General features: G+C 37.2%; 13 protein-coding genes, 3 tRNA genes and 1 other RNA gene. 6 read left to right on the forward strand and 11 right to left on the reverse strand.

Going from position 1 to position 14,699, the window contains the following annotated elements; translation table 11 throughout:
- The first annotated feature begins 98 nt into the window (after positions 1 to 98).
- Genes DQM95_RS05470 through DQM95_RS05480 form a run of 3 tightly spaced genes read left to right on the forward strand, consistent with a single transcriptional unit; the run spans position 99 to position 1,968 of the window.
- Positions 99 to 467, forward strand: a complete 369-nt coding sequence (locus DQM95_RS05470; protein WP_012658501.1) for a GntR family transcriptional regulator — start codon at positions 99 to 101, stop codon at positions 465 to 467.
- A gap of 1 nt (position 468) precedes the next feature.
- Positions 469 to 1,167: an ABC transporter ATP-binding protein gene (locus tag DQM95_RS05475; protein ID WP_037592088.1), complete on the forward strand. Its 699-nt coding sequence runs from the start codon at positions 469 to 471 to the stop codon at positions 1,165 to 1,167.
- Positions 1,168 to 1,176: 9 nt separating this feature from the next.
- A complete protein-coding gene (locus tag DQM95_RS05480) occupies positions 1,177 to 1,968 on the forward strand; it encodes a hypothetical protein (RefSeq protein WP_037592086.1) in 792 nt (263 codons plus the stop codon).
- 50 nt (positions 1,969 to 2,018) lie between these two features.
- On the opposite strand, the gene DQM95_RS05485 is transcribed toward DQM95_RS05480, so the two are convergent.
- Positions 2,019 to 2,630 (reverse strand): TVP38/TMEM64 family protein, encoded by a 612-nt coding sequence (locus tag DQM95_RS05485; protein ID WP_111685962.1) that lies wholly within the window; start codon positions 2,628 to 2,630, stop codon positions 2,019 to 2,021.
- Positions 2,631 to 2,719: 89 nt separating this feature from the next.
- Here DQM95_RS05485 and ssrA point away from each other — a divergent pair.
- Together ssrA and DQM95_RS05495 are read left to right on the forward strand one after the other, a co-directional pair.
- Positions 2,720 to 3,069, forward strand: a transfer-messenger RNA (tmRNA) gene (gene ssrA, locus DQM95_RS05490).
- Positions 3,070 to 3,218: 149 nt separating this feature from the next.
- Complete coding sequence (locus DQM95_RS05495; RefSeq protein ID WP_012658505.1) at positions 3,219 to 3,842, forward strand: DUF3862 domain-containing protein; 624 nt, start codon at positions 3,219 to 3,221, stop codon at positions 3,840 to 3,842.
- Positions 3,843 to 3,936: 94 nt separating this feature from the next.
- Here the strand turns inward: DQM95_RS05495 and DQM95_RS05500 are convergent.
- The 9 genes from DQM95_RS05500 to parE form a co-directional block, all read right to left on the reverse strand.
- Positions 3,937 to 4,008: transfer RNA gene (locus tag DQM95_RS05500), tRNA-Arg, on the reverse strand.
- A 98-nt stretch (positions 4,009 to 4,106) separates the two neighbouring features.
- Positions 4,107 to 5,324, reverse strand: a complete 1,218-nt coding sequence (gene rpsA / locus DQM95_RS05505) for a 30S ribosomal protein S1 (RefSeq protein WP_012658506.1) — start codon at positions 5,322 to 5,324, stop codon at positions 4,107 to 4,109.
- 125 nt (positions 5,325 to 5,449) lie between these two features.
- A tRNA-Gln gene (locus tag DQM95_RS05510) sits at positions 5,450 to 5,521 on the reverse strand.
- A gap of 5 nt (positions 5,522 to 5,526) precedes the next feature.
- Positions 5,527 to 5,607: transfer RNA gene (locus DQM95_RS05515), tRNA-Tyr, on the reverse strand.
- A gap of 60 nt (positions 5,608 to 5,667) precedes the next feature.
- The gene (locus tag DQM95_RS05520) at positions 5,668 to 5,898 is read right to left on the reverse strand and encodes a DUF2969 domain-containing protein (RefSeq protein WP_012658507.1); all 231 of its coding nucleotides are present in this window, start codon (positions 5,896 to 5,898) and stop codon (positions 5,668 to 5,670) included.
- Between the two features lie 63 nt (positions 5,899 to 5,961).
- Positions 5,962 to 6,984 carry a branched-chain amino acid aminotransferase gene (locus DQM95_RS05525; RefSeq protein ID WP_012658508.1) on the reverse strand — a complete coding sequence of 341 codons (1,023 nt, stop codon included), beginning with the start codon at positions 6,982 to 6,984 and terminating at the stop codon, positions 5,962 to 5,964.
- Between the two features lie 118 nt (positions 6,985 to 7,102).
- Positions 7,103 to 9,562 (reverse strand): DNA topoisomerase IV subunit A, encoded by a 2,460-nt coding sequence (parC, locus tag DQM95_RS05530; RefSeq protein WP_037592083.1) that lies wholly within the window; start codon positions 9,560 to 9,562, stop codon positions 7,103 to 7,105.
- A gap of 386 nt (positions 9,563 to 9,948) precedes the next feature.
- Entirely contained in the window at positions 9,949 to 10,359 is a 411-nt protein-coding gene (locus DQM95_RS05535; RefSeq protein WP_037592080.1) for a YkvA family protein, read from the reverse strand.
- A gap of 297 nt (positions 10,360 to 10,656) precedes the next feature.
- Complete coding sequence (gene parE / locus DQM95_RS05540; protein WP_037592078.1) at positions 10,657 to 12,609, reverse strand: DNA topoisomerase IV subunit B; 1,953 nt, start codon at positions 12,607 to 12,609, stop codon at positions 10,657 to 10,659.
- A gap of 135 nt (positions 12,610 to 12,744) precedes the next feature.
- Here parE and plsY point away from each other — a divergent pair, with 135 nt between their 5' ends.
- Positions 12,745 to 13,380, forward strand: a complete 636-nt coding sequence (plsY, locus tag DQM95_RS05545; RefSeq protein WP_046390895.1) for a glycerol-3-phosphate 1-O-acyltransferase PlsY — start codon at positions 12,745 to 12,747, stop codon at positions 13,378 to 13,380.
- Between the two features lie 32 nt (positions 13,381 to 13,412).
- Here the strand turns inward: plsY and DQM95_RS05550 are convergent, their stop codons facing one another.
- Complete coding sequence (locus tag DQM95_RS05550; protein ID WP_037592076.1) at positions 13,413 to 14,684, reverse strand: dihydroorotase; 1,272 nt, start codon at positions 14,682 to 14,684, stop codon at positions 13,413 to 13,415.
- Between the last annotated feature and the right edge of the window lie 15 nt (positions 14,685 to 14,699).

The following is a 14,699-nucleotide window of genomic DNA, read 5'->3' on the forward strand; positions in this document are numbered from 1 at the left end:
GACGGTTAGAATACAGCCTTAGCCTTGACATTTGCTACTATTTTCTGTACCATTTAAATAGTACAAGTGATTGCAAAATCAGATAGAGAGGAGAACGTATGTCCTGGAATTTCGATGAGAAATCGCCCATTTATGCACAAATTGCTCAACGCATCAAGATGCAAATTGTCAGTCAAGAAATTAAAAGTGGCGATCAATTGCCAACAGTACGTGAGTATGCTGAAACTGCTGGTGTGAATCCAAACACTATGCAGCGTGCCTTTACTGAGCTTGAACGTGAAGGTATTGTTTATTCGCAACGTACCGCTGGACGATATGTTACAGACGACCAAACACTAATCTCAGAAAAAAGACGCGAGTTATCACGAAGTGAATTAGAATCTTTTGTTATCAATATGATAAAGATGGGTTTTACTAAAGATCAATTAATACCTGAGTTAGAAGCATTTTTAAGGGAGGATTCCTAGTATGACACATCTTTTACAACTACATCATGTGACAAAATCCTATAAAGGTAAAACCGTTATTGATGACTTAACCCTAACCATACCTTCTGGAAAAATTATTGGCTTATTAGGTCCAAATGGTTCTGGAAAGACAACATTAATTAAATTGATTAATGGTTTGATTCAACCTAATAAAGGCGAAATCGTGATAGATGGCTACAGGCCATCAATTGACACAAAGAGAATTATTTCTTACTTACCCGATACTTCCTATTTGAGAGAAGAAATGAAAATTTCTGATATTGTAGAATTATTTTCTGATTTTTATGATGATTTTGATAAAGCAAAGGCTCATAGTTTATTTCGAGATTTACAGCTTGATTTAAATGATCGTTTAAAAAATCTTTCAAAAGGTAATAAAGAAAAAGTCCAGCTCATTCTAGTTATGAGTCGTAGGGCTAAACTTTATATTTTAGATGAACCTATTGGTGGTGTTGATCCTGCTGCTCGTGACTATATTTTGCGGACCATCATCAATAACTACTGTGAAGAAGCTTCTGTTCTTATCTCTACCCATTTAATTTCAGACATTGAACCTATTTTAGACGAAGTTATTTTTCTTAAAGATGGCAAAATCTCCCTTTCTGGCAATGTAGATGACTTAAGAGAAAGTCATGCAAGTTCTATTGATACATTGTTTAGATCAACTTATAAGGTATAGGAGGCTGTCATGTTTGGAAAATTATTAAAATACGAGTTTAAATCTATTGGAAAATGGTATTTCGCCTTAAATGGCGGTATTATCGCCATTGCTGCATTATTATCCTTTGTGATCAAGGTTCTTGCATCAGAAAATACGAGTGAAAGCTCTTTTAACTTCACATCACAGTTGATACCATTAACATTAATCTTAGTTTTTGGAGCTTTAATTGCTGGCTCACTTCTTGCTACACTCCTTATTATTATTAATCGTTTCAATAAAAACATTTTCGGTAGAGAAGGTTATTTAACCATGACCCTACCCGTTTCTGAACACCATTTGATTTTATCGAAGTTATTATCATCCTTTATTTGGAGCGTTTTTAACTTTCTCATCTTAGGAGTTGCTACTGCTATTTTAGTGTTACCACAGGTTCAAAAAAATCAGTTATCAACCATGTTAGCTGAAATTGGAAAAAGTGCCCCTCAATATTTCCATGTCATTATTTATGCATTTGTCTACTTTATCTTATCAACAATTGCAGGTATACTTTCAATTTATTTAGCTATTTCAGTTGGTCAACTTTTTAGCAATAGACGTGGTCTAAAAGCATTCGTTGCTTACTTTGCTATTCAAATTCTTTTAAGCATTATTTTTACCTTGGTAAATACCCATCTTTTAGGAATGGATCCTAGCAATACAGAATTAGACATTACATCTAATTACTACTTCTTAGTTTCTTCGCTCGAAATGCTTGTTCAAATATTAATTTATTATGTTGGAACACATGTCATTATCAAACACAAACTTAATCTACAATAAAAGATCTGGTGCATACCAGATCTTTTCGTTTAATCAGCCAATGAAATCACTTATTTATGAAAATATCTCAAGATATCCTCTCCAAAAATGAAAAGATAGCTATAACCTATAATGGAAAATGGTTTTGTGAGAATCATAATTGTCATAAAGCGTTTGACGGACATATTTGTCAAACCAGAAATCATGACCATAATATCAGCCGGTGAAATCGGCGAAGCCATTGAAAAAATAAACAATTTTTCATAGCCTGGCGTCTCTAATTTTCGTTCATATCGATTAAAGGTTTTTTCATCGATAAATAATAAAATGAATCGTTTACCATAAATCCTTACCAAAATAAATAATAGGTAACTGCCAATGAGAATTCCAATGTAATTATAAATAAAACCATTAACGGGTCCAAAAATCAAAAAACCAAACACTGTCGTAATTCCACCAGGAATTACTGGAAAAACAATTTGAAATATTTGAATAACAATAAAAATGAATGGCCCCCAATATTTATAATGGTGAATCACATCTTTTAATACATTCTTATCATTAAAAATGCCTAATTTGTATAGCCAAATAGCTAAAACAATTGAACAACATATAGCTACTATTCCTAGAACTTTAAAGAGTCCTTGAAAAAAAGTATACATTTTTTCGTTTTTCATTTTCATAACTAAATCATACCATAAAAGAAGATTATTTTGCTATTTAAAAAAATTTTTGTTATAATATTTTTCAGTAAGTTTTTCTTACATATTATGGGGTTGTTACGGATTCGACAGGCACTATGAGGCATGTTTTGCAACTCATCGGCAGATGTAAAAATGCCAGTTAAATATAACTGCAAAAAATACAAACTCTTACGCTTTAGCTGCCTAAAAACCAGCTAGCGTGACTTCTTCAAGATTGCTTGTGTCCTGATAGAAGTCTCAAAAACAGCAAGCTACGACTAAAGCCTTGTCTAGAGCCTTAGTAAGAGATTTATAGACTCGCTAAGTAATGGCTTGAGTTATGTGTCCTTACTTAGTCAAAACAAGACATAACCTATGGTTGTAGACAAATATGTTGGCAGGTGTTTGGACGTGGGTTCGACTCCCACCAGCTCCATTATTACTGTTCATCAGTTACCGTAACTCACCAAGACCTTGTTAAAGCAAGGTTTTTTCTTTTTGTAAATCACATATCTTATGCAATATCCCATCTTATTTTAATGCAGTATGGTATAATAGGATTGAAAAATTGAAATGATTGGTCTACTTATGAAAACACAAAAATCAATAACACTACTTTTACTTTCCGTCTTATGCTTTTCGCTAGGAGCATGTTCTATCAAGGAATCAAATGCTTCGAAGAAAGGGGAAAAAACTGCATTAACAGCCAAAAAAAATGAACCCGCTAGCCATCAAGACAAGCGATTGGCTTTTGAAAAAATAAAAGTTGCTACTGCTCAGGAACAATTCAAGGGCGGAACCAGTATAGAAGAGTTAAAAGAGCTCTTTGGAGAACCTAGCAGTTTTGAACAGAAGCCTGCTGGTAATGTAACCCTGGATCACTATACTTGGACCTTTGATCGCGTTTCCATTCAAGTCAACCTTTTTGAAAATAGTACTATTGTTAAATCCATTACTAATTTTGCCTTTAATCGTGATTTAAACATATCATTAAAAGATTACAATAAAATCAAAAAAGGAATGTCTTATAATGAAGTCACGAAAATTTTAACGGAACCTGATGATTATTCACATGCTAGTTCCAGTGACAAAAGTCAACTTCAAGCCATCTGGGTCAGTGGGTTAAAAACCAAAACTCGAGGAAGTCATATCTCATTGTTATTTGAAAACGATCAATTAATCGAAATGAGTCAAACAGGCTTAATTGATTAATGCAAACACCTATCTTGGAAGACCAGAGTCTTCCTTTTTTTTATTAAGATAATAAAAAAAGCCTACATAATATAGACTTTTAAAAGCGTCAAAATCCACCTTGAGGGAATCGAACCCCCATTTCAAGAACCGGAATCTTACGTGATATCCATTACACTAAAGGTGGCAATACCTTATAAGTATACCACAATCATCGTTTAAAATAAATGCGTTCTAGTGATAAAAATCAAAAAAAGCTAAAGATTCCTTTAGCTTTTTGAATTATTATAATTCAATATCACCGAACAAGTCAGCCATTGAGAAACCAGTTTGAGTTTCTGGTAATTCATAGTCACGTTTTTGTTCACGTTTTGGACGACGTGGACGTGATTGACGTTCGCTGTTGTTATTGTTATTATTGTTTTCGCCTTCTGCTTGCGCTGGACGTTCTTCAAGAGCTTTGATTGAAAGTGATACACGTTCATCAGCAGCATTAACTTCAAGAACTTTAACAGTAACTTCTTGACCTACAGAAAGTACATCTTTTGGATTTTCAACGCGTTTGTGTGAGATTTGTGAAATGTGAACAAGTCCATCAATTCCAGGTAATACTTCAACGAAAGCACCGAAGTCAGTTAAACGTTTAACTTTACCTTCTACAACATCGCCTTGAGCAAGTTTTTGTTCAACCCCATCCCATGGTCCAGGTGTTGTAGCTTTAAGAGAAAGTGATACACGTCCTGCTTCTTCATCGATAGAAAGAACTTTAACTTCTACTTCATCTCCAACTGAAACAACTGATTTTGGTGAAACGTTACGTTCATGTGATAATTCAGTCACGTGAACAAGTCCATCAACACCACCAAGATCAATAAAGGCACCAAAGCTTGTTAAACGAGCAACTGTACCAGTAACAACTGAACCTTCAGAAAGTTTTGAGAAAACTTCTTGACGAGCAGCAGCTGTTGTTTCTTCAATCACTTCACGACGTGATAAGATAAAACGGTTTTCAGCAGCATCAACTTCTTTGATTTTAGCATCAAATTCTTGACCAACAAATTTTTCAGTGTTACGTACAAAACGAGTGTCAATCATTGAAGCTGGAATAAATCCACGTAAACCTTCAAATTCAACTGAAAGGCCACCTTTGACAGCGCGAGTTCCTTTAACAGTAACTACTTCACCTTCACGACCGATAAGTTTGTCCCATGCTTTGCGAGCTTCTAAACGTTTTTTAGATACTAGGAAAGTTACAGTATCTGTATCTTTACCTACAACTTGACGAAGAACAAGTACTTCAACTGTGTCGCCAGCTTTAACAAAATCGTTAATATCAGCATCACGTTCATTAGTCAATTCACGAAGTGTTAAGACACCTTCAACACCAGTACCTTCGATAACAACGTTTGCTTGACCGTTATCAACTGTTAAAACTTCCGCAGTGACTACATCACCAGGGTTGACTTCGCTAACACTGTTTAGCAAATCTTCAAATTCATTCATTCTAAAAAATCCTCCAACAAAAGCTAGCTAGTGCTAGCTTTTGATAACAATATATTTTCTCAAGGTAACCCGCAACGACAACAACTTTTATCTTTGACGGTCTCAGATAATTCTGATACCTCTGACTGGGGTAGCTGGATTCGAACCAACGCATGAGGGAGTCAAAGTCCCTTGCCTTACCGCTTGGCTATACCCCATGAAATGGAAAGAGAGGGATTCGAACCCCCGAACCCGAAGGAGCGGATTTACAGTCCGCCGCGTTTAGCCTCTTCGCTATCTTTCCATAACAACAAAAACTATTCTAACATAGTTTTTGAGTCCACGCAAGTGTTTTTACCCACTTTTAGTTATTCAAATTGTAGTTTTCAATGATATTTTCAACTGCTTGTTCCAAGCTTTTGAAGATGCTTTCAACACTTCCATTTTTAACAACGACAAACTTATCATCAAGCTCAGCAATTTCTCCAACTAAGCGTTTTCCAATTTGCAAATGATAGCCGTCAATCATATTATTTTCGAGTGAAACTTTATGATCAATCATTTGAATTTCAATTTTTTTATCTTTTTTACTCATTCTATACCTCACTTTTACCATTTTACAAAAAAAGAAAAAAGCTTGCAAGAGCAAGCTCTATTTTTAATCAACTTTAACAATCCAACCTTCTGGTGCTTCAATATCACCAAACTGAATGCCAACTAACTCGTCATAAAGACGACGAGTAACCGGACCTACTTCTGTTTCAGAATAGAAAACGTGACGTTTATCCTTGAATTGGATACCTCCGATTGGTGAAATGACAGCTGCCGTTCCACAAGCACCCGCTTCAACAAAACGGTCAAGTTCAGCAATTGGAACATCACCTTCAATAACAGTCATCCCAAGTCTCTTTTCAGCAAGCTCAAGAAGAGAGTATTTAGTGATAGATGGCAGAATTGATGGACTAAGTGGCGTTACAAATTCGTTATCAGCAGTAATACCAAAGAAATTGGCTGCACCTACTTCTTCAATTTTAGTGTGCGTTGCAGGATCTAAGTAAATCACATCGGAATAGCCATTTGATTTAGCCTGTTTACCTGGAAGAAGGGATCCGGCATAGTTTCCACCTACTTTAGCAGCACCTGTTCCATAAGGAGCTGCACGGTCATAGTCTTCTGATACAATAAAGTTTGTTGGAACAAGACCACCTTTGAAATAAGCACCTACCGGCATTGCAAAAACAGTAAAAATATATTCATTTGCTGGTTTTACACCAATAATATCACCTACACCAATTAAGAGTGGTCGTAAATAAAGTGTCGCACCTGTTCCATATGGAGGAACATAGTCTTCATTCGCTTTAACCACTTGTTTAACGGCATCAATAAATTGTTCTGTTGGAACTTGAGGCATTAGGAGGCGATCAGCTGTTGCTTGAAGGCGGGCAGCATTACGATCAGGTCTAAACAATTGAATAGAACCATCTTTGGTACGATAAGCTTTTAACCCTTCAAAAGCTTGTTGCCCATAATGTAAGGCTGGCGAAGCTTCAGAAATATGTAAAGTAGCGTCTTCAGACAATTGACCATTGTCCCATTGACCATCCTTATAATACGAAACATATCTATATGGTAATTTATGATATTCAAATCCTAGGTTATCCCAATCAATTTCTACTGTCATCCTAATACCTCATTTCTTTTTTTATTATTTTACCTTAAATTGATATTTTATCAAGTGTTATTATAATATTTTTAATATTCGGAATATTCCACAAAAATAAAACAAAAGGCAATGCCTTTTATTTTATCGTTGCTGTTAGAACTTCTTGTTCAGATATTGTATCTGAAATAAAGGAACCATTACTAGTCCGTTCAGCCAAAGAATAACTTCTTAAATCAATGACATATTCTTGACCTGTTTTACTAATAACAAGAAGTTCTTGTGCCTGATTACTTTCTTCTACTGGATCATTGAATAGATCTATAGTACTCGTTGGTGCATCTCCATGAACAGCGCCCGCAAAGAAGACACGGTGAGGTTTATTTTTTAATTCTCTAAGTACCAGTAATCCCCGGTTTGCACGGCTCGTCTGCGGGATATCACTTGTTGCCACACGTTTGAGACTTCCGCGTTGTGTTAAAACAAAGAAACTATCCGTACTTGCCAAAAAGGCGGCAGCTATGTGATCACCGGCTTTAAGATTCATAGCTTTTACTCCTGCAGATTTCAAACCTTGAACAGGTACTTCTTCGGCAGAAAATCGTAAAGCATAACCTTGGTGAGAAACTAACAAAATATCTTCAAAGAAAATAGGAGCTACTGTAACAATACGATCTTGCTCGTTTTTGAGTTTAGCATACTTGGTTGATTTTGTTCTATAAGTACGCCATGGCGTTAAATCTTTACGGTCAAAGCGTTTGATTTGTCCAAGCTGAGTCACTGAGAAATAAGAGCCTTTTTCAAAATGATCAACAATCTCAGCATGTAAAATGAGTTCATCTGTGGCGAAGTTAGTAATATGCTGCGACAGATGTTCTCCAATTTCTTTCCATTTGATATCTTGGAGCTCATGAATTGGTCGATATATGACATTCCCTTGATCCGTAAAAAGAAGCAAGTGTTGTGTTGTTTTAGCATTTTCGACAAAAATCAAATGATCATCATCACGTTTCCCAATTTCCTCAAGACTGGATGCGTTAAAGGAACGTGGACTAGTCCGTTTGATATAACCACTTTTTGTGACACTAACAAAAGTTTCTTCTTCGACAATTAATGATGCCGTATCGATTTCAATAGTTTGAGCCTCTTTTTGAAGTTCAGAACGACGTTCATTGCCAAATTTTTTCTTAACATCACGCAATTCCCGTTTCATGACATTGTACATGGTAGCTTCATCACCAATAATAGCAGTCAACGTTTTGATCAAGTCGTTGAGCTCATCTTCTTCTTTTTGCAAGGTTAAGATATCTGTGTTCGTCAAACGGTAAAGTTGCAAGGTTACAATAGCTTCCGCTTGTTCTTCGGTGAAAGCATAGCTGACTTTCAAGTTTTCTTTGGCATCCGCTTTGTTGTCAGATGCACGGATTAAAGCAATAACCTCATCTAGAATTGACAAGACCCTGATTAAGCCTTCAACAATATGAAGTCTCTTTTCAGCTTTTGCCTTATCAAATCTGGAACGCTCAATAATAATAGACTTACGATGTGCAATGTAAGAACTAAGAATTTTCTGAATGCCAACTTGGTGAGGGGTAAAATGATCAATGGCCACCATGTTGAAATTATAGTTAACTTGTAAATCTGTGTATTTTAATAAATAGTTTAATACGGTCTCTGTATCAGCATCTTTTTTCAATTCGATAGCAATGCGAAGACCCGTTCTATCAGATTCATCTCTGACTTCAACAATTCCTGGTACTTTATTATTGACGCGGACATCATCAATCTTTTTGACCAAGACAGACTTATTGATTTCATAAGGAATCTCTGTGACAATTATTTGTTGTTTGCCACCTTTCAACTCTTCAATTTCTGTCCTAGAACGAACAACAACGCGCCCTTTACCCGTTTCATAAGCTTTTTTAATTTCATCTGCACCTTGAATGATTCCACCTGTTGGAAAATCAGGGCCAGGAAGAAATTCCATCAATTTTTCCAATTTAGCATTGGGATGGTCAATCATATAAACTGTCGCATCAATCACTTCCGCTAAATTATGGGGCGGAATATCGGTTGCATAACCAGCAGAGATTCCTGTTGCTCCATTCACTAAAAGATTAGGAAAGGCAGCGGGTAAAACAGTAGGTTCCTTTTCCGTATCATCAAAGTTCCATGCAAAAGGAACCGTATTTTTGTCAATATCTTGAAGTAAAAAACCAGATATTTCCGATAAACGGGCTTCCGTATAACGCATGGCAGCCGGTGGATCACCATCCATAGAACCATTATTACCATGCATTTCTACTAAAATTTCACGATTTTTCCAGTCTTGACTCATCCGAACCATGGCATCATAAATAGAGGAATCTCCATGGGGATGGAAATTACCCATGATATTACCAACAGATTTAGCAGATTTACGGAAACCTTTTTCAAAGGTATTACCGTCCTTATTCATGGAATAAAGAATACGGCGTTGTACAGGTTTCAGACCATCCCGTATATCAGGAAGAGCCCTCTCCTGGATAATATATTTAGAATAGCGCCCAAAGCGCTCTCCCATTATGTCTTCTAAAGACATGTTTTGAATATTACTCATACATTAAGATACCAAGCCCGTGAAAATGCAAAGTAAAAATAGGAAATCGATAGCTCATCCTGATGAGTTAGAGATTTGTCTTTTTTACACAGCAATTAGGGCAGGTTCAATTCCTTTCTATAAAGTGAAAAGAGTTAAAGTTTAAATAGAAACTGAAAGGAGTTTAGCCTTTGTTCAGTTTCTATTGATTTAGAAAGTTTAAGATTTTTTAGAATGAAAACTACTGTGGACTTTATCTTAAAGTCAACCATTCTTTTGAAAGATAATGACCATATTTTTCTTTCTGACACAAAATATCAAGACAAGCTAAGAAAGGGGATCTTGCCTATGCTTGTCTTGAAATCATGTGGTAATGTGGTCATTCCAATACCCTAAATGGGTAACTATTATTGTGTAAGCTTACGGCTGGCTTTCCATTGACGGTAGTCCTCAATATCTTTATTTACCATTTTCCAACATGCTCCTACTACTAAAGCATCATCTAATTGACCAAGAAAAGGAATCCAATCTGGAATTAAGTCAACTGGTGATAAAAAGTAAAGTAAAGCACTAATAATAGCTAAAATCGTTCCTCGAGGTACACGCGTGTAATCCTTTTTCAAATAAGAACGAATCATGCTAATAAATATAGGAATTAATTTCAGTTCTTGACGAATAAAGGGAATCCACTTCAAGCGTTTTTCCACTTTTTCTAAAAAAGTATCCATTTTAGCATCGTCTTTTAATAAAGTATCAGCCTTCTGGTAACCTTTTTGTAACTCTTCCATCGCACGCTTTGAATTCAATTTTTTTCTCATTTCATGCCCCTCCAATTAGATCTATCATTTAGTAAAACAGTTCTATCGTTGGTAGTGACCAACTTATCCTTATTTTAGCATAAGTTAAAGAGATCATTAAATGAAAACATTGACATGCAAAAGCAGCAAGTGTTTTATGAAGAGGTGCATTAGCACCCTTCTTGAAATTCAGAATATCACGACGAGAGAAAAGAAAATCGATACCATTTTCTTTTCGAACTAGTGAGGGAGTTAGCTTGACCGCATTATAGCGGCAAGCGTCTTGTGAAGAGGTGCTTTAGCACCCTTCACAAGTACTCAATCAAGAACCGTATTCTCTTCTAGGGTAAACTTAACATTATCTTCAATCCATTGACGACGAGGGGCAGCCTTATCCCCCATTAAAACAGAGACACGACGCTCGGCACGCGCTAAATCATCAATGGTAACACGAATCAAAGTTCTGGTTTCAGGATCCATTGTAGTTTCCCATAATTGATCTGCATTCATTTCACCAAGACCTTTATAGCGTTGAAGCATAGCACCCTTACCAAACTCTTTACGCAAGTCTTCAAGCTCCCCATCTGTCCAAGCATAAGCCACTTTTTCCGTTTTCCCTTTCCCTTTAGCCATTTTGTACAAAGGCGGTAATGCGATATAAACATGGCCTTCTTCAACTAGTGGTCGCATATAACGGTAAAAGAAGGTTAAAAGCAAGGTTTGAATATGAGCACCATCCGTATCGGCATCGGTCATAATAATAATTTTATCGTAGTTAATATCATCAATAGCGAAATCAGCACCAACACCTGCACCAATTGTATGGACCATGGTATTAATTTCTTCGTTTTTGAGAATATCAGCCATCTTGGCCTTCTCTGTATTTAAGACTTTCCCACGTAAAGGTAAAATGGCTTGGAATTTCCGATCTCGACCTTGTTTAGCTGAACCGCCGGCAGAATCCCCTTCGACTAAGTAAAGCTCATTTTTCTTAGCATTTTTAGATTGGGCTGGGGTCAATTTTCCAGACAACAAGCCCTTATCTTTTTTATTCTTCTTACCGTTGCGTGACTCGTCTCGTGCCTTACGAGCAGCTTCGCGAGCGTCACGAGCTTTAATAGCTTTACGGACTAAGTTCGTCGCTAATTCACCATTCTCTAAAAGGAAGAAAGTCAGTTTCTCAGATACAATACCATCAACTACAGGGCGAGCCAAAGGACTGCCAAGCTTATCCTTTGTTTGCCCTTCAAATTGTAAATGTTGCTCAGGTACTAATATGGAAAGGACGGCAGATAAGCCTTCACGGTAATCTGAACCTTCTAAATTTTTATCTTTTTCTTTTAAAAGATTGGTTTTACGGGCATAGTCATTCATGACTTTAGTGATAGCAGATTTCAAACCCGTTTCGTGACTACCACCATCTTTAGTACGCACATTGTTTACAAAAGATAGGATATTGTCTGAAAAGCCATCATTGTATTGAAGGGCAACTTGAACTTGAAAATCTTGGTCTTCTCCTTCAATGTAAATGACAGGAGTCAGAGTTTCTTTATCTTCATTAAGGTACTCAACAAAGTCTTGAACACCATTTTCATAATGGAATTCTTCAACTTGTGGCTCTTCACCTCTTAAATCCGTCAATGACATGCGAACGTCTTTTAAAAGGAATGCTGATTCTTTAAGCCGCTCTGCTATGGTATTAAATTTGAAATCTGTCGTTGAAAAGATGCTATCGTCTGGCATAAAGGTGACTGTGGTCCCAGTCTTGCTTTTTGCTGCAGTACCAATTTTCTTTAAGGTAGTAACAGGCTTACCACCGTCTTCAAAGCGCTGCTTATAAACCGAACCGTCCCGAGTAATTTCAACTTCTAACCATTTGGATAAGGCATTAACCACGGAAGATCCAACACCATGGAGACCTCCAGAAGTTTTATACCCCCCTTGTCCAAATTTTCCTCCTGCGTGAAGAACCGTAAAGATTACTTGTACGGTTGGAATTCCCATGGCATGCTTCCCTGTAGGCATACCACGTCCACTATCTGCCACGCTAACAGAACCGTCTTTATTTATGGTTACTTTTATCTCATTCCCAAAACCTGATAATGCCTCATCTACTGCATTATCAACGATTTCCCAAATGAGATGGTGTAATCCAGTTGCATCTGTTGAACCGATGTACATCCCCGGTCTTTTTCGAACCGCATCAAGTCCTTCTAAGACTTGGATGGCATCGTCATTATAATTCGTAATGCTTATTTCTTTTTTAGCCAAGAGTGACCTCCAGATTTTTTCATCCTTTTAATCTTACAAGTTTTTTTCAGATTTTGCAAAATTATTTTTTGATTTCCTCCGAAAATCTGATGACTTTCACGGCTCATTGTGCACCTTTATGGTATAATATGGAATATGAAAATAACATTACTCATTATCATTGCCTACTTGTTAGGCTCAATTCCAACCGGATTATGGATTGGACTCTATTTCTATAAAATCAATCTTCGTGAACACGGTTCTGGTAATACCGGTACGACCAATACCTTTCGTATTTTAGGAGTAAAAGCGGGTCTGATAACCCTATTTGTGGATATTTTAAAAGGAACTATCTCAACAATCTTACCACTTCTTCTTGGTGTGCATAGCATATCACCTATTTTGATTGGTTTTTTTGCTGTATTAGGTCATACCTTCCCACTATTTGCTCAATTTAAAGGAGGAAAAGCTGTTGCAACCAGCGCCGGTGTTCTACTTGGTTTTGCACCACTATTTTTCCTCTTTTTGGCCGTCGTTTTTGTTCTAATATTATACCTCTTTAGCATGATTTCATTGTCTAGCATATTGACTGCCGTCGTCGCTGTTATTATGGTTTCTTTGTCACCTTATTTCGGCTTTTTGATACCACATCGCGACCTCGTCTTTGTCCTGACAGTTCTCATGCTAGCTAGTATCATCATCTACCGCCACATGGATAACATCAAACGCATTCTTGCTAAAAAAGAAAATCTTGTTCCTTGGGGACTCAATCTCTTAAAACAAGCAAAATAAATCATCCCTCTTCGTATGGAAGAGGGACTTTTTTAATCTTGAAAAACGACTTGACCATCACAAATAGTGTAATGGACTTTCCCTTTTAGTAAGTCACCTATAAAGGGTGAATTACTTGCTTTTGAAGCAAATTTGTCTGTCATCAAACGATCTGCATCAGGATCAAAAATCACCAAATCTGCAGGACCATTTTCCGCCAAATAACCCGCATCAAATTCATAAAGCGAAGCTGGGTTAATAGTCATTTTCTCCAGTAACTCCATTAAGGATAAATGCCCTTCGGCCACCAGATGGGTAATCCCTAAAGAAAGAGAGGTTTCAAGCCCAGTCATGCCAGAGGGAGCCTGACAGATATCAGCAACAGCTTTTTCAGACTGATGATGAGGGGCATGATCTGTCGCAATGACGGAAATAACACCTGATTTCAAACCTTCAATAACAGCCAATCGATCGCTTTCACGACGTAAAGGGGGATTCATCTTGGCATTAGCGCCTGCCAGTAAGAGCAAATCTTCCGTTTTCGAAAAATGTTGAGGAGCTACTTCAGCCGATACATGAGCACCTAAAGATTGGGCAAAGGCAACTACCTTAACCGATTCCGCCTTCGATAAATGCTGAATATGCACATGGGCTTGGCAATCATAGGCAATCATGACATCACGCGCAATCATACTGTATTCAGCAACACCAGTCGCCCCACAAAAATGAAAAGCCCGCTCTGCAATATCCTCATTAATCCCCAAAATACCGTTAAGTTGCGGATCTTCTTCATGCAAAGAGATAAAGCTTCCTTCCTTCTTGGCTAAAAGCAGTGCCTCCTTCAACACTTTAGAGCTTTCCAAAGGAATGCCATCATCAGAAAAACCAACAGCTCCCGCCTCCAGCAAAGCTTTAAAATCCGTTACCGTTTCGCCATCGAAATGGCGAGTCACACTAGCATTGGCATAAATATGAATAGCTTCTTTTGCTGCGCTTTCCAAAACTTGAGCCAAAACATCGCAATCGGAAATGACGGGATTGGTATTTGCCATCATAACAACACTTGTGACCCCACCTGCTGCTGCCGCTAAAGCACCCGTATGGATATCTTCTTTGTGGGTTTGACCAGGCTCTCTAAAATGAACATGAATATCCACCAGACCAGGAGCGACAACTAAACCGGTAGCATCAATCACCTGATCCGCAGCTAGATTTATACGATCAGCAATTTGTAGAATACTTTTACCCTCTACTAAAATATCCGCTTTTTGATCAAATCCCGTTTTAGGATCCATAACACGACCATTTTTAATTAATAATGTCATTTGATTCCTTTCTCG

This window comes from Streptococcus uberis, assembly GCF_900475595.1.
GTDB classification, from domain to species: domain Bacteria; phylum Bacillota; class Bacilli; order Lactobacillales; family Streptococcaceae; genus Streptococcus; species Streptococcus uberis.